Source organism: Nocardia spongicola (assembly GCF_047200775.1).
GTDB lineage: Bacteria > Actinomycetota > Actinomycetes > Mycobacteriales > Mycobacteriaceae > Nocardia.
In genome coordinates, this window is record NZ_JBJZOO010000003.1 from 440,228 (window position 1) to 458,242 (window position 18,015).

The window sequence follows — 18,015 nt, forward strand, 5'->3', positions numbered from 1 at the left end:
CTTCAGTCAAGTGGAGATGCTTCCTCCGTTTAAGACTTCGAAGATATGAAGGAAACACATGACAAGCACGGTCGACTACAGTGCGTCCGGCCTCGATGAGGCGGGAGATGGGGCAGGAAGCGGCAGGCGTGGCTCGCACGCACTGCGGTGGTGGGTACTCGCCGTACTCGGTGTCGCTCAACTCATGGTGGTGCTCGACGCGACCGTGGTGAACATCGCATTGCCCGCCGCGCAGCACGACCTCGGCTTCAGTGACGGTGACCGCTCCTGGGGGGTCACCGGGTACGCGTTGGCGTTCGGCAGTCTCTTATTGCTCGGTGGGCGCCTCAGCGATCTGTTCGGCAGGCGTAACACCTTCATCATCGGTTTGGTCGGTTTCGCGGTTGCCTCCGCGGTCGGTGGCGCTGCCACCAGTTTCGGGATGCTTGTCGCGGCACGCGTCGGACAGGGTGTTTTCGGCGCACTACTGGCGCCTGCCGCGCTATCGCTGCTCACGGTGACCTTCACCGAGCCAGCCGAGCGGGCGAAGGCATTCGGTATCTTCGGCGCGGTGGCCGGTACCGGCGGCGCCATCGGCCTGCTGCTCGGCGGCGCGCTCACCGAGTGGGCCTCCTGGCGCTGGGTGATGTTCGTCAACCTGGCTTTCGCGGCGGTGGCTTTGGTCGGCGCTGTGCTGTTGCTGGCTAAGCACGCGGGCACCGAACGCCCACAGCTCGATATCCCCGGCACTGTCGCGGTCACCGCGGGCCTGTTCGGCATCGTCTACGGTTTCTCGCACGCGGAATCGGACGGGTGGACCGATAGTGTCACTCTGGCCTCCCTGTTCGGTGGCGTCGTATTGCTCGCAGTGTTCGTCTGGTTGGAGACCAGAGCCGCGCATCCGTTGCTTCCGATGCGGATCGTGCTGGACCGTATGCGCGGCACCTCGTATCTGACGGTCTTCGTCATGGGCATCGGGATGTTCGCGATCTTCCTGTTCCTCACCTACTACATGCAGTTGACCCTCGGCTACTCGCCGATCATGACCGGTGTGGCGTTCCTGCCGATGGTCGCCGCGATGGTGGTTTCCTCGACAACCACCCCTTCGCTGCTATTGCCGAAGATCGGGCCGAAGATCGTGGTCAGCGGTGGATTCCTGATTTCGGCGGCTGGTATGGCCTGGTTGACGAGGATCGGTATGGACACCGGGTACCTCACCCATATCCTGCCTGCCTTGGTCCTGCTCGGTCTCGGTCTCGGTGGCGCGATGGCGACCGCCTTCCAAGGGGCGACCTCGGGTGTGCAGCACGAGGACGCCGGGGTGGCCTCGGCCATGGTCAACACCAGCCAGCAGGTCGGTGGATCGATCGGCACAGCGCTGCTCAGCACGATCGCCGCCTCCGCGGCAACCGACTACCTGTCCGTTCGCACGCCCGATCCGCTGACCGTCGCCAACGCCGCCATCGAGAGCTACGTCACCAGTTTCTGGTGGGCCACAGCGATCTTCGTGGCAGGTGGTGTCCTCACCGCGATGCTGATGCCGAGCACGGTGCCCGCGCCCGCTGAGGGAGAGCCGGTGCTCGCCCACTGACAGGTTCCCCGCACTGCCGGGCATCGTTGCGGCCGGGCCGTTTTCTTTCCGAAAAGGCGCAAGGGTTTTCCCTCCGGCTCGTCGGTAATGTCATGGGCTGCTTCGGCATCGGCAGGAAACCGGAATATCGATGATTCCGACCGCGACAGTGTGGGTAGCCAAGAGGCTGCTGGGCCCGCATCTCGGTTTCGGTGTGCGCCATGGCCGCACCACCCGCTCTGCTCGGTTGGCGGGGTTCGTAGACTCCTCGGATCGAGTGTGGTGCGCTGAGCGCTCGATCCGTCCGGGGGCGGCAGGGCGGCAGTGATCGGTTCGGTATGGCGCGGTGGTAGGTAGTTCGGTTCGGCGATCGACGAGAACGGCACGACCGAAGGTGGTCAGGCAATGAGTGGTTCGCGAACGAGTTCTCCCGCAGGAGGACAGTGGTGGCCCGCGGCGCGGTGCACCGTGCTGTTCGACGCGGAAGGTGACCGGCGGAGTACGCCGACGGACCGACAGGTCGTCGGCGTGGCAGGGAGGTGATCAATGACGGCGCGGCTCGGATCGGCCGTTATCATTGTGGGTTCGGCGCGGCTCGGCGATCTGAGCGGCGCGGGGACCGGCGTTCCGTGGCATGCTGCTGCGGGGACCGGCTTCCGTGCCGCGCCGACCACGTCGCTCGGGTTCGGCCGCGCGGACATCCGGTCGATGGTAGAGGTGAGCGACGTGGCCGCGGGGTCAGCGGCGACCGGGTGGTCGCGGGCATGATTCTGATGACGAGCCGGGCGCAGCCGATATGGAAGGGAGACCCGAGCATGGCCCACAATCGAGCCGGGCGTCCCGCGCGTCCCACTGATCTGGAAGATATCGCGCATCTGGTGACGGCCTACTACAGCCGCGTACCGGATGTGCAGGACCCAGCGCAGCGGGTGGTCTTCGGGACCTCGGGACATCGCGGCTGCAGCCTGGACAATTCCTTCAACGAGGCACATATCCTCGCGATCACCCAATCGATCGTCGAATACCGTGCCACCCGTGGCATCACGGGACCGGTCTATCTGGCCAGAGACACCCACGCACTGTCCGAGCCCGCGTGGACCACCGCGCTCGAAGTGCTGGCGGCCAATGGGGTGACCGCGATGATCGACGCACGTGACCGATACACACCGACCCCCGCTCTGAGCCACGCTGTGCTGCGCCATAACCGCGGCGGCACTGCCCATCAGGCCGATGGCATCGTGGTCACGCCGTCGCACAACCCGCCGCGCGACGGCGGTTTCAAATACAACCCACCGCACGGTGGCCCGGCCGACAACACGGCCACCGATGCCATCGCCGCCCGCGCCAACGCATTGCTGCGCGACGGGCTCACCGAGGTCAAGCGCACCATCCTGCAGCGAGCGCGGAAAACCGGTGTGCAGCGCTACGACTACCTCGATCACTACGTCGCCGATCTGCCCCATGTGCTGAATCTGGACGCGATCCGTGGTGCGGGCATCCGGCTCGGTGCCGACCCGATGGGCGGCGCCAGCGTGGACTACTGGGAGGAGATCGGCCAGCGCTACGATCTCGAACTCGAAGTCGTCAACCCGTCCGTGGATCCCACCTGGCGGTTCATGACCCTCGACAGCGACGGCAAGATCCGGATGGACCCGTCTTCGCGGTATGCCATGGCTTCGTTGATCGGGATCAAGGACGACTACGATGTCTCCACCGGAAACGACGCCGACGCCGACCGCCACGGCATCGTCACACCCGATGGCGGGTTGCTGAACCCGAATCATTTCTTGGCGGTAGCCATCGAGTATCTGGTGGCCAACCGGATGGGCTGGGACGCGCTGACCAAGATCGGTAAAACCGCGGTGACCTCATCGATGATCGACCGGGTGGTCTCGGTGCTCGGCAGGGACGTGTACGAGGTGCCGGTCGGATTCAAGTTCTTCGTGCCCGGATTATTCAGTGGCAGCCTGGCTTTCGGTGGGGAGGAGAGCGCGGGCGCGTCGTTTCTGCGGATGGACGGCAGCGTGTGGACCACCGATAAGGACGGTATTCTGCTCGCCTTGCTCGCAGGCGAGATCGCCGCGGTCACCGGACAGAGCCCGTCGGCGCGCTATATCGAACTCGAACGCCGCTACGGCAGCCCCGCCTACGCGCGGATCGACGCGCCCGCCACCGCGGAACAGAAACGGCTGCTCGCGCAGTTGACTACGGACATGATCACTACCAAGGAGATCGCCGGAGAGCCGGTCACCGATGTGCTCACCCGGGCACAGGGCAACGGGGCGCCGCTCGGTGGCCTCAAGGTGACCACCGAGAACGCGTGGTTCGCCGCTCGCCCCTCCGGTACCGAGGACAAATACAAGATCTACGCGGAGTCGTTCCACGGCCCCGAGCACCTCGCCGAGGTGCAGACAGCCGCGGAGGAATTGGTAGGGCAGGCGCTGTCCGGTGTTCGGTAGGTCGACCACCAAGAGAGCCGCGTCACTGCCGGTCGAAATCTGGGTGCTGCTCGCGGGCGCGTTCGTCATCGCTATCGGGTTCGGCCTGGTAGCTCCGGTGTTGCCACAGTTCGCGCGCGGGTTCGGTGTCGGCGTAGCGGCCGCCTCGGCGATCATCTCCGCGTTCGCCTTGACGCGCCTGCTGTTCGCTCCGGCGAGTGGGCGGCTGGTGCAACGGCTGGGGGAGCGGTCGGTCTATCTCAGTGGGCTGCTGATCGTCGCGCTGTCCACCGGGGCAAGCGCCGCGGCCCAGAGCTACTGGCAACTCATGGTGCTGCGTTCTCTCGGCGGCATCGGGTCGACCATGTTCACGGTCTCGTCGCTGGCGCTGATCATCCGGATGTCGCCGCCCGACCAACGCGGCCGGGTATCCGGGTTGTGGTCGACCAGCTTCCTGGTCGGCTCGGTGACCGGACCGCTGGTCGGCGGCATGTTGTCCGGGCTCGGGCTGCGCTGGCCGTTTGTGATCTACGCGGTCGCGCTGCTCGGCGTGACCCTCGCGGTGTATCTGAGCTTGCGGAATTCGGCACTGGCCGCTCCGGAGCCGGTCGGTGGGGTACGACTGATGTCGTTCCGGGAGGGATGGGCGCGGCCGGAATACCGGGCGGTGCTGCTGTCGAACTTCGCCAATGGCGCGGCTGTGTTCGGGGTGCGGATGGCGCTGGTGCCGCTGCTGGTCGTCGAAGTGTTGCACCGAGCACCGGGGATGGCTGGTGTCGCGTTGACGGCTTTCGCGGCAGGCAATGTCTCGGTCTTGTTCGCCGCGGGACGCGCATCCGATCGATGGGGTCGAAAACCGTTCGTGATCGCCGGTTTGCTGGTGTGCGCAGCCGGTACCGCGGGACTCGGCCTGGCGATGACTTTTCCGTGGCTGCTGGCCAGCTCTTTTCTCGCCGGGCTCGGCTCAGGGATGTTCACGCCGACACAACAGGCCGCCGTCGCCGACATCATCGGTCCGGCGGCCCGCGGCGGTCCTGTGCTTGCCGGCTTCCAGATGGCCGCGGATTTCGGCACGGTCATCGGTCCTATCGCCATCGGCTACCTCGCCCAGAAACTTTCCTATGAACTCGCTCTCGGCGTGACCGGTGCGCTGCTCGCTCTCGCCGCGATCGGCTGGGCCACGGTGCCTGAGCCACTCCGGCGCCGGGATGCCGCCCACCCGGAGCCCGCCTCCGACCGTATGAGCGGCGGTGTGGCTGCCGCCGAGCCACAGCCGGTTCGGGCCGAGCCTGCTGCACCCACCGTGGTCGGAGCCGCGGTGATCGCGGGGGAGCACGCAGTGGTAGGGGATGATCCGGGAGCAGTGCGGCAGGCCCCCTACCGCAAGCAGGTATCGGCCGGCTGATCGCGGACAGCTGTGGTGTGCTCTCGCCGGCCACCCGAACGCAGGCCGGGTGAATCAGGAATATCCGGCCCGGATACCGGATCGGTGGCTGGTTGCGGCACAGTGTCCCTGTGAGCGAATCGCGTTCGAATTACACACCGCGACCGATGTCCAATGCGACCACCTACGCATTGGGTGGGGTCGCTGTCTCGTTGATCGTGTTGATTGTCATCGCCGCGTTCCAGTGGGGACGGGACGACGTGGCCGTCCGCAATGACGGCTACGGTTCGGTGCGGGATACCGAGGTGCGAGCAGTGCTCGAGCAGGACGGCTCGATTCTGCTCGGTCGCCCTGAGCCGAAGAAGACCATCACGATCTTCGAAGACCCGCTGTGTCCCGGCTGTGGCAACCTGGAGCGCATCTACGGCCAGGAGATCGCCGAGCAGATCGATACCGGCGCACTCGCTGTCCGATACCGCCTGGTGAACTTCCTGGACGACCGCTCGAAGAGCAAGGATTACTCCACCCGCGCTGTTGCCGCGAGCCGGTGTGTCGCCGAAGCGGGATCAGGCCCGGTCTACTCCCGATTCCACACCGATCTGTTCACGACGAAACGCCCCAGCGAAGGCGGCGCCGACCTGAATAATACGGAGCTCGCCGCACTCGCTCGCACTGCCGGAGCAGGGGAGCCGGTAATGCAGTGCATCGAGACCGGCGCCGAGGTCGATGCCGCCCGCACCACTGCGACAGCGCAGACCACCGCCCTCGGCGACGCGCTCGGTGGGTCGGCGGCCACCCCGTCGGTCTTCGACGGTACGACCAAGGTCGATGTCGGTGACGAGAATTGGGTGGCCGCACTCACCGAGTGACCGGTAGGCGGAGCACGGCACCGAGCGGACCGTGCGGATATGGCGGCCGGTGCGGCGCATCGCCCGCGTGTGGGTACGGATGTAGGTCGGAAGCCCTCGATCCGTCGGGTCGACTGGCTCTATCCGACGGTGATCGGCGGCGTGGACCCTGGGAAGGCACTACGGCTGGGCGACTGTTCTCGGCGTGTGCCGGGGTCGAGCAGCCCCGAGAATACGAATCCGCGGCGGGACCCGAACAGGGTGTGGCGAGGTGATGTGATGGCAATGTCGGTATCCCAGTCGGTAGCCCGACCGTCCACTGCCCACCATGGGTTACCGGTCCACGAGGTAGTGCTGCTGCTGGAGACCGACCGACGCCACGGCATAACCAGCCAGGAGGCCGCTGAGCGGTTGACCCGGTTCGGGCCGAATACCTTGCCCGCCGTCGACGGCGCTGGTCGGCTGGTGCGGCTAGCGCGCCAGTTCCACCACCCGCTCATCTATGTGCTGCTCGGTGCGGGCATAGTCACCACAGGGCTGGGAGAATACGTCGACGCGGCGGTGATATTCGCCGTAGTACTGGTCAACGCGGTGATCGGCTTCATCCAGGAGTCCAAAGCCGAGGCCGCGCTCGAAGGATTGCGGTCGATGGTGCGTACCGACGCCACAGTGGTACGTGACGGTCACGAACGGACCGTGTCCTCCGCCGACCTGGTGCCCGGCGATCTCGTTCTGCTGGACGAGGGCGACAAGATTCCCGCCGACCTGCGCGTGCTGCGGTCGACGGAACTCCGGGTAGACGAGTCGGCATTGACGGGTGAGTCCGTACCGGTGCGTAAAGGCGAGATGATGTTGCCCGAGGGGATCCCGGTGGCCGATCGCTGCAATATGTTGTATTCGGGCACCTTGGTGACCACTGGAAATGGAGCCGGAATCGTGGTCGCCACCGGTGCGGACACCGAGCTCGGTGAGATCCACCGCCTGGTAGGAGCCGCCGAGAAGCTGGCGACGCCGTTGACACAGAAGCTCGCCGCGTTCAGCAAGATCCTTACTGTCGGCATCCTCGCCTTGGCCGCCGTGACATTCGGGATCGGGTTGTTGCGTGGGCAGGACGCGGTGGAGACATTCACCGCGGCGATCGCGCTCGCGGTCGGTGCCATTCCGGAGGGATTGCCCGCCGCGGTCACGATCACTCTGGCGATCGGGGTCGCGCGTATGGCGCGGCGGCGGGCAGTGATCCGGCAGTTGCCTGCAGTAGAAACCCTCGGCAGTACCACCGTCATCTGTTCGGATAAGACCGGCACTCTCACCGAGAATCAGATGACCGTGCGTATCGTCTGGACACCAGCGGGCCGATTCGAGGTCACCGGTTCCGGCTATGCCCCGGAGGGGACATTGCACGACCTCGACGGCGAACCGCCCGCCGTGCGATCGCATCCGGCATTGCACTGGTCGTTGCTGGCCGGAGCTGGTTGTAATGACGCCGCTCTCACTCATGAGACCGGGCAGTGGGATGTCATCGGCGATCCGACCGAAGGCGCGATGCTGGTGGTCGCCGCCAAGGCAGGGCTCGACCGGGATCACATTGCGGCGACCATTCCCCGGATAGCGACAATCCCCTTCGACTCCCACCGCCGATACATGGCCACCCTGCACCGCGACACCACTTCCGCGTCGGAGGCGGAGCATGTCGCTCTGGTCAAGGGCGCTGTCGAACGGGTACTCGACCTGTGCGCCGCGCAGCTTGACTCCGCGGGGAGCGCCGAGCCCCTGCACCGGGACGAGGTCCTGCGCGTGGCCGATGACCTGGCCGGTCGTGGATTACGGGTCCTGGCCACCGCCATGTGCCCGGTATCCGACCCTGGCGAATTTCGCGAAGAGGCCCTGGCCCACAGTCTGATCCTGACCGGATTACAGGCCATGCTCGATCCGCCCCGCACCGCCGCACCCACCGCGGTGGCGGCCTGCCATACCGCGGGCATAGCGGTGAAAATGATCACCGGCGACCACGCCGCCACCGCCACCGCTATCGCCACCCACGTCGGCCTGCTCGATCCGCACGATCAGAACGACACGACGGTACTCACCGGCACCGAGCTGACCGCGCTATCCGCCGAGCAGTTCCCCGAGGCAGTCGACCGAGCTCGCGTGTTCGCCCGCGTCTCGGCAGAGCAGAAGCTGCGGTTGGTCGAGGCCCTGCAGGCCCGCAGCCATGTAGTGACCATGACCGGCGACGGCGTCAACGACGCTCCCGCTCTTCGGCAGGCCGATATCGGCGTAGCCATGGGCGAAAGCGGCACCGAGGTCGCCAAGGACGCCGCCGATATGGTGCTCACCGATGACGACTTCGCCACCATCGAAGCCGCCGTAGAAGAAGGTCGCGGCGTATTCGACAATCTGGTCAAGTTCATCACCTGGACCCTGCCGACCAATATCGGGGAAGGCTTGGTGATCCTGGTCGCCATCGCGGCAGGCGCCACCCTGCCGATCCTGCCCACTCAGATCCTCTGGATCAACATGACCACCGCTGTCGCACTCGGATTGATGCTCGCCTTCGAACCCAAGGAATCCGGGATCATGGCCCGGCCGCCTCGCGACCCGGACCAGCCGCTTCTGACCCGCGCTCTCCTGATGCGAACGTTGCTGGTATCGGCACTGCTGGTCGTGGGTTCCTGGTGGCTGTTCGAATGGGAACTCGCGCACGGCGCCGATCTCGCCGAAGCCAGAACCGCTGCGCTGAATCTGTTCGTCGTGGTCGAAGCCTGTTACCTGTTCAGCTGCCGTTCGCTGATTCACTCGACGTGGCGGATCGGCGTGTTCACCAATCCCTGGATCATCGTCGGCGTCGTTTGTCAGGCTATCGGCCAACTCGCCATCACCTACCTGCCCGCGATGAACACGATATTCGATACGGCACCGATCGACGGTCGAGTATGGCTGCGCATTCTCGCCATCGCTATGGTGGCCGTCTTCATCGTCGCCATCGACAAGCGTCTGCGTCGGCGACATCTCTGAGCTTCGTCGCGGATGTGTATGGCTATCGAAGTCGCCCGTCTGCACTCCTGCCGCCTGCCGCTCTGCCACGGTAGGAGGCCCGCCGTGTGGGCCGATCCGTGTATTTCGAAGCGCCGGATCGAGGCGATTTGGTTGCCGGCACACCATTGGTGTAACTTCATTCAAGCGCGAAGGGGAAGCCCGGAGCGCGACAACCAGGGGCTATGGCGCAGCTGGTAGCGCACCACACTGGCAGTGTGGGGGTCAGGGGTTCGAGTCCCCTTAGCTCCACTCGAATGGAGGGCCAGGTTCGGAGATTTATCGGACCTGGCCCTTTCTGATTATCTCAGTTCTCAGATATTCGGCTGCCGAGATGATTGACGGCGGTGCCGAACAGAGTGTCCATCGAATCCAGCGCATCGCGCTTCGCCGACTCAGGTCAGGGCGTTTCGTCTTGTCGAGTAGATCGTTATTCGGCACCGGGCGCAGGTTCCCGCGCCGCGTGTCAGCATATTGTCACAGGTCTTCCGGCAGAATGCGGAACGATCCGTGCGTGGTCAGTGGGGTGACAGCCCGGAAGTCCCGGCGGTCCAGTGTCAGCACGTCGGCGGTTTCGTATCGCTCCGCGACAGCGACATTCGTGGCGTCGGTCAGATCGAGCTCGAGTGCGGAGTACTGTCGTTGGACCCGCCGGGCGACCAGGAGCACCGCAGCTGACACGTCGGCGATCTCGATGCGCCCGATCTTCTCCTGGGCGAGTAGCCAATCGTTGACGGCATAAGCCGCGTTTCGATTCACGTTGCGTGTCAGCACGTGCTCGATTTCCAGGAGAACCAACGGTGATAGCACTGTCAGGGCTGCTTGCTGTAATGCGGACCGGGAGAGCCTGTGTGCTGGATCTGCGGGGTTGAATGCGGCGACGAGACCCGAGGTGTCCCCGATGAGGATCACCGGCTCACCTGTCCTCGGTCTGGTGGATTCCTTCTCGGACAGAGCGATCGATCTCGACTGGACTCACGGGCCTGCCGAAATCGAAGGTGGGGATATCCCAGTCTTCGTTCCAGCGGCGACTGCGGATCGCCGCGAGATGGAATGCTTCGCGGAAGAGCTCGGACTCGGGCCTGCCTTCACGGGCGGCGGCCTGTTTGATCAGTTCCAGGTCATGCTCGTCGACCATGACAGTAGTCTTCTTCAACGCCATATGGTTATGGTACCTCCGCCATAACTTGACGGGTAGGTCGACCAGCGTAATGACCGCCGAATCCTGCTTGCCGTACCTTCGGATTCATTGAATGTCAGCCCGTCGTCTATAGCTTTCGCGCCGCTCGCCAGATGCCGCCACAGATCGATGAGCTGTGGCGGCATCTGGCGAGGGTTATTCAGGGATGCCCAATCCGCTGGCGAGGAGCGGCCACGAGCGATAGAAAGCGTCCTGCCAATATCCCCATGAATGGGTACCGTTCGGTCGGTAATCGAAGGTGGCCGGGATCCGCAACTCGTCGAGGCGCGACTGGAGATTGTGGGTACACCAATTGGTCGCTGCTTCGATGACGCCACCGACGATGAGCTGGTTGGCGAGACCGATCTGCGTCTTGTTCATGGTGAAGGCGCTGTCGATGGTGTCGTGCGGACCGGGCAGACCGGTGCCGGTAGACATGAACAGTTTTGTCCCACGCAGGCCTTCGGCGTTGAGCACGGGATCATTGGCGGCCCACGCGGGATCGTTGTCGTCGCCGTAGAGGTTCCTGACATCGCCGCCGCCGTACGTCTCGACGACCAGTTTGATGAATTCCTTGCCGATCGGATCCGAGGTCTGCGCGCAGCCGCTGTAGCCTGCTGCGGTCTGGTAGAAGCCGGGCTTGCGGATAGCCATCTGCAGGATCGCGGTGGCAGTCATGGAATTCGCCGCGATGGCGTTGATTCCGTTGGTGCCGAGTGCTTGGTCGATCAACGGTGGCAGCTCGTCGAGGAAGAAGGTCTGCCATTTGTTCACACCGAGTACCGGGTCTTCCTGCTTCCAGTCCGCGTAGTATGCGAACGCTCCGCCGACCGGCATCACGATGTTCACGTCTTTGGTGGCGAGGAAGTCGCCCACATTCGTGTTGTACCACCAGGTGGCAAGGTCGACACCGCCACCAGCACCGTTCACCAGATACAGCACCGGCCGGGGCTTCGAAGCATCATTCGGGCGCTGCACCTTGACGGTGATCAGCTTATCCATGGCAACGGAGTGCACTTGTAGTGTCAGCTTACGACCATCGATTGTTCCGGAGACGATCTTCGATCCATTGGGCGAAATAGGTTCCGCCAGAAGCTTCTTCGATGTGACGATCGGGTCGCTGCCGTCCGCCAGTGCGGGGCTGCTGCCGAATGCCGTGGCCAACACAGCTGAGACGACTCCCGTGATCGCTAGCGATGTGATACGTCTGAACAATCCATGCCTCAATGAAAAATCCTTCGTTTCCCGGCTATTCCGGATCAAAACTCCGCAGGTCCACATCGCTGTAACCACTGGCGACGTTACGTTGTTGCGTAGTAACGGAATTAGGGTCGAAAACGTGTCGCCGCGGCGCGGTGCGGGAAGGCTCCCGGCTGGACGGATGTCAATGCCGCAGTAGCTGTGCTACCTGAACGTAGGTATGGATGCGTTGCTGGTCGCGTGCGGCGTGGATGGCGGGGCCGGGATCGCGGAGGAGATTCAGCACACACGCGTCCTCACCGGCGTGCATAGGAGCCATGTGCGACATCCAGGATTTGTCGGCTCACTGTATCGACACCGACCGACAGGTTCGCCCTTGCGGCGTAGAGCTGCAAATTGCGATCCACATGCCCGCTCGCGCGGCCTCTACAGCGCCCCTGTCACAAGACGAGGCTGCATAGGAGGGGATTGACACCGGACTGGTCATTACGCAGATTGCGGGATCGCTTCCAGCGATACCACTGTTCGTTTCACGGTATGGCCCTCCTGCTCCTGATCTGTTTCCTCGCGGATCAGAGCTCGCACCCGCTGATTCAGAAGTTGTATCGACACTTCAGTGAGTTCCGTTGGCACCGAACCACTGATCCGCTTGTTGCTATCAGTCTGGAGATCGAACCAACTGCGTACCGAACTCGCGGTTTGCCATATCCCGGTATAGGGGACTTCTGTGGTGGTCAGCGACCGCTCTTTGATGAATGCCTTCAGCGCCAATGCGTGTGACGGCGCGAAAGAGAACCGATCGCTCGGCTCTATCCGGGACGAGAAGTCGATGGTGAAGTCGCCGTCGATGCAGCGGCCCGCGAGCCGCGCCAGTTTGAGCCAGCCATCTGGTCCGATTGAGAGAGTGTGCTTGGCTATTTCTGATTGGGTGGACGCATGGGTTATCTGTCTCAGCACTTCGAGGACGTGCTGAAGCGCCTGATCGCTGCGTGAAGAGAGGTCCTGAAGATCTGGTATCACAGTTTGCCCCGGAGCCTCTTGGGGAAGCTCCATTGACTCATCTATGCCGGGAATCGGACAAACGAGATCGATTTGAACGGAGCCGGTCATCAATGGCCGGATCAGCAGTCCCAACCGTTTCCGTACCGCATCAGTGATGACGGTATGGGGATTGTCCAGCATCCGATTTGCGACCGCTACGACAGCATCATTGAACTCGTACGCGGCTCTCAGTATCTGGTAGGCGGGTGCGGTATGGCCTGCGACATCGCCATCATGAAACCGTGCGATCACGCCGCGTCGACTCGGCATCCAGGCTTCGTGAACGAGGTTGCGCAGGCTGCGTGCGGATGCTCGATTCGCTTGGGTCATCCAGTCATCTGACATAGGGCGCTGCGAGGCGTAGGCAGCGAGCTCGCGGTCGCGAGCAAATAACTCGGGATCTATGTCCATGGCTTCACCTCCACATAGCCCTTGCGCGTTGCTTCATTGGTACCGCGGCACCTTTGCCACCAATCATCCCAGTACCCACGCAACTCGTGATACTTCTTCACGTCGGGGTGAGTGTCGGGCAATTTGACCACGCCATACCCGTCCACGAGCAGAGTGCGGCCGACGCTCGGATGGGCGTTGTTCTTCCAACAGTCGGCGGGGTTTATCCAATCGTCTGCCACTGGAGTCGGGCTGGATGCGGCACCGTCGATTATTGCGGTAATGTCGATGTCGCTGGGGTTCAGCTTGTTGGTCGTGAAGCTTCCGTCGATCCAGTAGCTGATCACTATCAGGCCGCATGCAAGCTGTTGTTTCTGATACTCTTCCAGATCCTCGAAGATCTGCATTCGCCGCTCACTGTCGGGCAGGTTCTGAACGAAGCGTTCTTTGAACTCATCCCGATTGCAGGTATAGCGGCCTGGGGGCAGAACCTCGTACCCGTCGAAACCCTCTATGTAATCCGGAATCGATACAGTCATCCAGCCATCCCTCCCTCGCCTGAGACCGAAGATCAGCTCGTGGCATGGACGATTACCCCCGGTAGATCCCTTGCCGCCCTGTGAGGTTGAGCCCCTGCCATCCTCGACACCGTACGACAACAGCACCCGATTGGGGCGGATATCGCCAGTTGCACTGGCCATCCGCGCGTCGCGCGGCATATCGCAACCAAATCGCTATCGAAAATATGTTCGACCACGAGTGTCGTGTGTGCTACGCCCGAACTGCCGCGTCGAGAGTCCGACCTCCTTGTCCCTGCCGCTCTTCGTTGAACGGGAGCATCATGAGGTACTTCTCGGCGAGCTGGCCGTGCCCGATGAGGATACGTCGTATCCCAAAGTGACCAGCGACTGGATACCCATGGTTCGGGAGGCATCAGGACCACACGGATATACCGGTCAGGACCGGCAATCCGCCGGGCCTGACCGGTACTATTCAACCGATCCCACGTTCATCTCTTGTTGTCGCCGAAGTGAGCTCCGAGCTGCGCTGCCAGTGCGGCGGTTGTGGTGGGGAAGCGGTCGAGCAAACCGATTACATCGCAGTTTTCGGGCGGTCCGGTCTCCTGCCATCCACTCTCGATGCCGAGCAGTCCGGTGAGCGCGTCGCAGGCGGCGGGGTGGGCGACCAGGAGTTCGGTGACGGGCCCGCGCGGTGCCGCTGCCACTATCGGCGTTGCGGCCGTGGTGGTTTCGGCCGACCAGGGCGGGACGAAGGCGTCTACGGCGGGCAGTGCGCCGGGGAAGGTACGGCCCGCTTCCCGGACCAGTCCGGGGATCAGGTCGCCTGCCTGATCCTTCAGGGTGGTGATGAGTTTCGGCAGCCACGGCAGCAGCACCGCGTCCGGCAGGGTGCCGAATGCCTTGGACAACAGCTCCACCACGAAGGGTTTCAATGCCGGAGTCGGGTCGATAGCCTGCACGAAACCGCTCACGTATTGCGGAACTGTCGGCAATACCAGTGGATTGGCCAGCATTTCGTCGCACCGCTCGCGTAGCTCGGCCATGGTCAGCATGCCGAGTTGGAACCGCGCCGCCCACAGCAGGGCTACTTTGGCAGGCGCTTCCGGATGTGATTGCAGTACCGCTAATTCCAGCTGGGTGTGATCGCAGCCGAGTGACAGTGCCAGGTTCTCCATTCCGAAGAGGAAGCCGAGCATGGCCGCTACCTGTGCCGGTTCGGTGTCCTCGGCGGCGAAGGCGGTAGGCAGCAGAGTGCAGTAGTGCGCGTACCCGGCTGTCACGAAGCGTTCGCACCACACGGGCAAGCCGTCTTCGGTGGAGCGGAAGTAGTTGAGCAACATTCGGATGCGCCGTAGGACGACGGGCGCGTCGTCCACGGTCCGTTCCGTGGCGAGGAGTTCGACCGCGCGATTACCGAGTTCGTCGGCGAGGCGGACCGATCTCAGATACACCAGCGCGTCCTCGACCGCGCCCAGCGCAACGGCCGCTGTCGCGTCCGGCGCGGTGACCGCACGCCGCAGACGCTGCTCCAATACCTGTTCCACCGATACGCCTTCGTAGCCGAGCTCTACCAGCGACCGCTGGTATTTGCCGAGCCCGATATCCCAGCTCTCTTGGATCGAGGTCTCACCGAGTCCGCGTGAGCCCATGATGGGCCGCAGTGCGTCCTGCGGCAGCAGCTTGCGCAGCAGCCACAGCAGATCCGAGCACGGTCGCAGATCCGGATTCACCTTCAGGTCGAGCAGCGCGCGTTGCAGCGTCCGTTTGGACAGATCCAGTCCAAGCGGCTCCAGCCGGTCGAGCGCATCGCGGGCCAGCGGCGGCAGCGCCGCATATCCGACTCGGCCGATTCGGTCGCCGCCGAGCAGGATTTCGCACAGCCGCCGCATATCGCGCCGTCCCGGCACTCGATCCTTCTCGATACAGGTGATGGCCGCGTCCTGGAAGTCGTACGGTGTCGGACGGGTGCGATTGCGCAAGCCCGCCAGCAGGATCGAGGTCTCGAAGACGGCGATCGCATCGGCAGTGCTTGCCAGGTAGCCGTTGCGCCGGGCAAGCCGGACGATATCCACCGACCATTCCAGGAGTTCGGCCTCATCGAGTGGGTCCAGTGCGGGCGGTCGGGACAGGAAACTCGAAAGTTGATCTTCTACTGCGGCTTCCGATGTAACCGGGGGCAGCGGCGGTTTCTTGGCGCGCTTCTTCGTCCCTTGCTGGCCTTCCAGTTGAAACGACTGTAAGGTGCCGCGTCGTAATCCCTTCGCCCAGGTAGCCGCCGCGATCGACACCGCGCCGCCTGCCAGCCCGAACTGCGCCTCGATGGCGGAGTGGCTGGACGGAATCAATCCGTAGTGCCATGTGGTGGCCGAGCGTGGTGAGATCTCGAACGATGCGTCCGAGTCCAGCCCGAACTGTTCGACCGGGCTGGCCGCATGGGCCGCGCCGCATACATACAGCGCCCGTGCCGGGTCGATATCGCCTGCGGCCACATGTTCCCGTATACGGGTCCACATATACCGTTCACGGTCCTCGTCCTCGGCGGTGCTGCCGCGCCGCAGCCGCCGGAACAGGCTGCCGATCATCACCATGACCTGGCAGTAGGTGTCGTAGTCGGTGTCCGCGAGGGGCTGCTCGACGTACTGATCCCACCATTCCGACCAGTGCCGGACCTTGCCGTGATGCAGCAGGTGTTCTTCCAGTTCGGCGAAACGTGGTCGCAGATCACCGATGTCGATACCGACCGCGGCGCCGTGCAGGCCGTCGTCTTCGGGCTGCTCGCTATCGGCCGGTGTTTCCGTGGGCTGCGATTCCTCCGCTTCGGGAGCCCACTGGAAAACGTGATCGGTGGAGCGATCCACCAGCACCAGTTCGACGCCCGGCGTATCGAGCGCGTAGGCGATGGCCTGGTACTCGGCCGACGATTCGGTGATCGGCGCGACCACCGACAGCGGCGCCCATTCCGCCGGGAAACCCTCGGTATCGGTGGCGAAGGCCTGCAATGCCACCGGCAATCGGCAGTTGCGCAATTCGTCGAGCAATGGTCGCAAGTCTTCGCACAGTTCCAGGTAGATGACGCTCGGCTGCTTTTCGCGCAGCCGCCGCACCATAGCCAGACCGGAGGCGGGAGAGTGGTGACATACCGGGAAGATCTCCAGTCGCTCCGACATCGCCCGGTCGACATCGTCGACCATGCCTGCCAGGATATCGCCCGCCGCCCCTGGTGTGCCCGCGAACGCGACGGCCGCGTCGGCCAGCTGATCCCGCAGCGCGGCGAAGGTAGTCGGCGTGGTTCGGGTATCGGAAATGGTCACGACAGCCTCGCGATCGCCGCCCGGCCACCCTCCAGGAATTCGCCCCATGCGGCATTGCTCTTGCCCCTGCCCTTGCTGTGCGGCTCGACAACGCCGTGCAGGTACTTATTGAGAATGGCCAGGTCCTCGGGTGTGCGCCGGGCCAGGGACCCGATCAGTGAACCGGCAAGGGTTTCGGCGCGCAATACCTTCTCGCCGAAGAACTGGCTGTGCAGGATGGCGTCCTCGAGCACACCGATCTGCTCGGCGGTGGACAGCGCTGACTCCAGTTTGTCGTCGTCGCTGGTGGCGGCGGCCGCGGCGGCGCGAAGATCGGCGAAGCTCTCCAGGAGGATGTCCAGCAGTGTTGGCGGCAGTTCCAGTTCGATGGAATGGCGGCGTAGCAGTTCCGCGGTGCGGAAGCGCACGATCTCCGCTTCGCTCTTCTTGTTCGACACGACCGGAATACGCACGAAGTTGAAGCGCCGTTTGAGTGCCGAGGACAGATCGTTGACACCCCGGTCGCGGCTGTTGGCGGTGGCGATGATGGAGAAACCAGGCTGCGCGAACACCACATTGTCGTCGTCGAGTTCGGGAATCGAGACGTACTTCTCCGACAGGATGGAGATCAGCGCATCCTGCACATCACTGGTGGAGCGGGTGAGCTCCTCGAAGCGGCCGATCACGCCCTGCTCCATGGCGGTCATGATCGGGGAGGGGATCATCGATTCCCGCGACTGGCCCTTGGCGATGACCATGGAGATATTCCACGAGTACTTGATGTGGTCCTCGGTTGTGCCCGCGGTGCCCTGCACCACCAGGGTGGAATTGCGGCTGATGGCCGCGGACAGCAGCTCGGCCAGCCAGCTCTTGCCGGTACCGGGATCACCGATGAGCAGCAGCCCCCGGTCCGAGGCCAGCGTGACAATACTGCGTTCGACGAAGCTGCGGTCACCGAACCACTTCTGCTCCACCTCACGGTCCAATCCATCGGCGCGTTCGGAGCCGAGAATGAACAGCCGCACCATCTTCGGGCTCAACCGCCACGCGAACGGCTTGGGGCCGTCGTCGATGGACTCCAGCCAATCCAGTTCGTCGGCGTACTTGACTTCGGCGGGGGCGCGCAAAACGTCGTTCATGA

Annotated in this window: 14 protein-coding genes and 1 tRNA gene; 7 read left to right on the forward strand and 8 right to left on the reverse strand. The window is 63.8% G+C overall.

Features of this window, described 5'->3' with window-relative positions; translation table 11 throughout:
- Nucleotides 1-58 precede the first annotated feature (58 nt).
- From ACL02S_RS09900 to ACL02S_RS09930, 7 genes are all read left to right on the forward strand, one after another.
- Nucleotides 59-1,570: an MFS transporter gene (locus ACL02S_RS09900; protein WP_412802019.1), complete on the forward strand. Its 1,512-nt coding sequence runs from the start codon at nt 59-61 to the stop codon at nt 1,568-1,570.
- Between the two features lie 525 nt (nt 1,571-2,095).
- The gene (locus tag ACL02S_RS09905) at nt 2,096-2,317 is read left to right on the forward strand and encodes a hypothetical protein (RefSeq protein ID WP_412802020.1); all 222 of its coding nucleotides are present in this window, start codon (nt 2,096-2,098) and stop codon (nt 2,315-2,317) included.
- 47 nt (nt 2,318-2,364) lie between these two features.
- Nucleotides 2,365-4,008: a phosphoglucomutase (alpha-D-glucose-1,6-bisphosphate-dependent) gene (gene pgm / locus ACL02S_RS09910; RefSeq protein WP_412802021.1), complete on the forward strand. Its 1,644-nt coding sequence runs from the start codon at nt 2,365-2,367 to the stop codon at nt 4,006-4,008.
- Nucleotides 3,998-5,392: an MFS transporter gene (locus ACL02S_RS09915; protein ID WP_412802022.1), complete on the forward strand. Its 1,395-nt coding sequence runs from the start codon at nt 3,998-4,000 to the stop codon at nt 5,390-5,392. Before pgm ends, ACL02S_RS09915 begins: the two co-directional genes overlap by 11 nt.
- A gap of 110 nt (nt 5,393-5,502) precedes the next feature.
- Nucleotides 5,503-6,240: a DsbA family protein gene (locus ACL02S_RS09920; protein WP_412802023.1), complete on the forward strand. Its 738-nt coding sequence runs from the start codon at nt 5,503-5,505 to the stop codon at nt 6,238-6,240.
- A gap of 264 nt (nt 6,241-6,504) precedes the next feature.
- Nucleotides 6,505-9,234 carry a cation-transporting P-type ATPase gene (locus tag ACL02S_RS09925; protein ID WP_412802101.1) on the forward strand — a complete coding sequence of 910 codons (2,730 nt, stop codon included), beginning with the start codon at nt 6,505-6,507 and terminating at the stop codon, nt 9,232-9,234.
- Between the two features lie 197 nt (nt 9,235-9,431).
- Nucleotides 9,432-9,504 (forward strand) — tRNA-Ala (locus tag ACL02S_RS09930).
- 225 nt (nt 9,505-9,729) lie between these two features.
- On the opposite strand, the gene ACL02S_RS09935 is transcribed toward ACL02S_RS09930, so the two are convergent.
- From ACL02S_RS09935 to ACL02S_RS09970, 8 genes are all read right to left on the reverse strand, one after another.
- The gene (locus ACL02S_RS09935) at nt 9,730-10,164 is read right to left on the reverse strand and encodes a type II toxin-antitoxin system VapC family toxin (protein ID WP_412802024.1); all 435 of its coding nucleotides are present in this window, start codon (nt 10,162-10,164) and stop codon (nt 9,730-9,732) included.
- 4 nt (nt 10,165-10,168) lie between these two features.
- Nucleotides 10,169-10,414 (reverse strand): ribbon-helix-helix protein, CopG family, encoded by a 246-nt coding sequence (locus tag ACL02S_RS09940; RefSeq protein WP_412802025.1) that lies wholly within the window; start codon nt 10,412-10,414, stop codon nt 10,169-10,171.
- 174 nt (nt 10,415-10,588) lie between these two features.
- Nucleotides 10,589-11,599 (reverse strand): alpha/beta hydrolase, encoded by a 1,011-nt coding sequence (locus tag ACL02S_RS09945; protein ID WP_412802026.1) that lies wholly within the window; start codon nt 11,597-11,599, stop codon nt 10,589-10,591.
- A gap of 217 nt (nt 11,600-11,816) precedes the next feature.
- Nucleotides 11,817-11,951 (reverse strand): hypothetical protein, encoded by a 135-nt coding sequence (locus tag ACL02S_RS09950; RefSeq protein WP_412802027.1) that lies wholly within the window; start codon nt 11,949-11,951, stop codon nt 11,817-11,819.
- A gap of 167 nt (nt 11,952-12,118) precedes the next feature.
- Nucleotides 12,119-13,084, reverse strand: a complete 966-nt coding sequence (locus ACL02S_RS09955) for a hypothetical protein (protein WP_412802028.1) — start codon at nt 13,082-13,084, stop codon at nt 12,119-12,121.
- Complete coding sequence (locus ACL02S_RS09960; protein ID WP_412802029.1) at nt 13,075-13,602, reverse strand: DUF6932 family protein; 528 nt, start codon at nt 13,600-13,602, stop codon at nt 13,075-13,077. Before ACL02S_RS09960 ends, ACL02S_RS09955 begins: the two co-directional genes overlap by 10 nt.
- 470 nt (nt 13,603-14,072) lie before the next feature.
- Nucleotides 14,073-16,895 (reverse strand): DUF5682 family protein, encoded by a 2,823-nt coding sequence (locus ACL02S_RS09965; protein WP_412802030.1) that lies wholly within the window; start codon nt 16,893-16,895, stop codon nt 14,073-14,075.
- Complete coding sequence (locus ACL02S_RS09970; RefSeq protein ID WP_412802031.1) at nt 16,892-18,013, reverse strand: ATP-binding protein; 1,122 nt, start codon at nt 18,011-18,013, stop codon at nt 16,892-16,894. The genes ACL02S_RS09965 and ACL02S_RS09970 overlap by 4 nt, the downstream gene beginning before the upstream one ends.
- Between the last annotated feature and the right edge of the window lie 2 nt (nt 18,014-18,015).

Excerpts from the sequence above, each read along its gene's own strand:
- ACL02S_RS09900 (WP_412802019.1), top strand. The coding sequence starts at position 59 with ATGACAAGCACGGTCGACTACAGTGCGTCCGGCCTCGATGAGGCGGGA.
- ACL02S_RS09905 (WP_412802020.1), top strand. The coding sequence starts at position 2,096 with ATGACGGCGCGGCTCGGATCGGCCGTTATCATTGTGGGTTCGGCGCGG.
- pgm (WP_412802021.1), top strand. The coding sequence starts at position 2,365 with ATGGCCCACAATCGAGCCGGGCGTCCCGCGCGTCCCACTGATCTGGAA.
- ACL02S_RS09925 (WP_412802101.1), top strand. The coding sequence starts at position 6,505 with ATGTCGGTATCCCAGTCGGTAGCCCGACCGTCCACTGCCCACCATGGG.
- ACL02S_RS09940 (WP_412802025.1), bottom strand. The coding sequence starts at position 10,414 with ATGGCGTTGAAGAAGACTACTGTCATGGTCGACGAGCATGACCTGGAA.
- ACL02S_RS09950 (WP_412802027.1), bottom strand. The coding sequence starts at position 11,951 with ATGGCTCCTATGCACGCCGGTGAGGACGCGTGTGTGCTGAATCTCCTC.
- ACL02S_RS09955 (WP_412802028.1), bottom strand. The coding sequence starts at position 13,084 with ATGGACATAGATCCCGAGTTATTTGCTCGCGACCGCGAGCTCGCTGCC.
- ACL02S_RS09960 (WP_412802029.1), bottom strand. The coding sequence starts at position 13,602 with ATGACTGTATCGATTCCGGATTACATAGAGGGTTTCGACGGGTACGAG.
- ACL02S_RS09970 (WP_412802031.1), bottom strand. The coding sequence starts at position 18,013 with ATGAACGACGTTTTGCGCGCCCCCGCCGAAGTCAAGTACGCCGACGAA.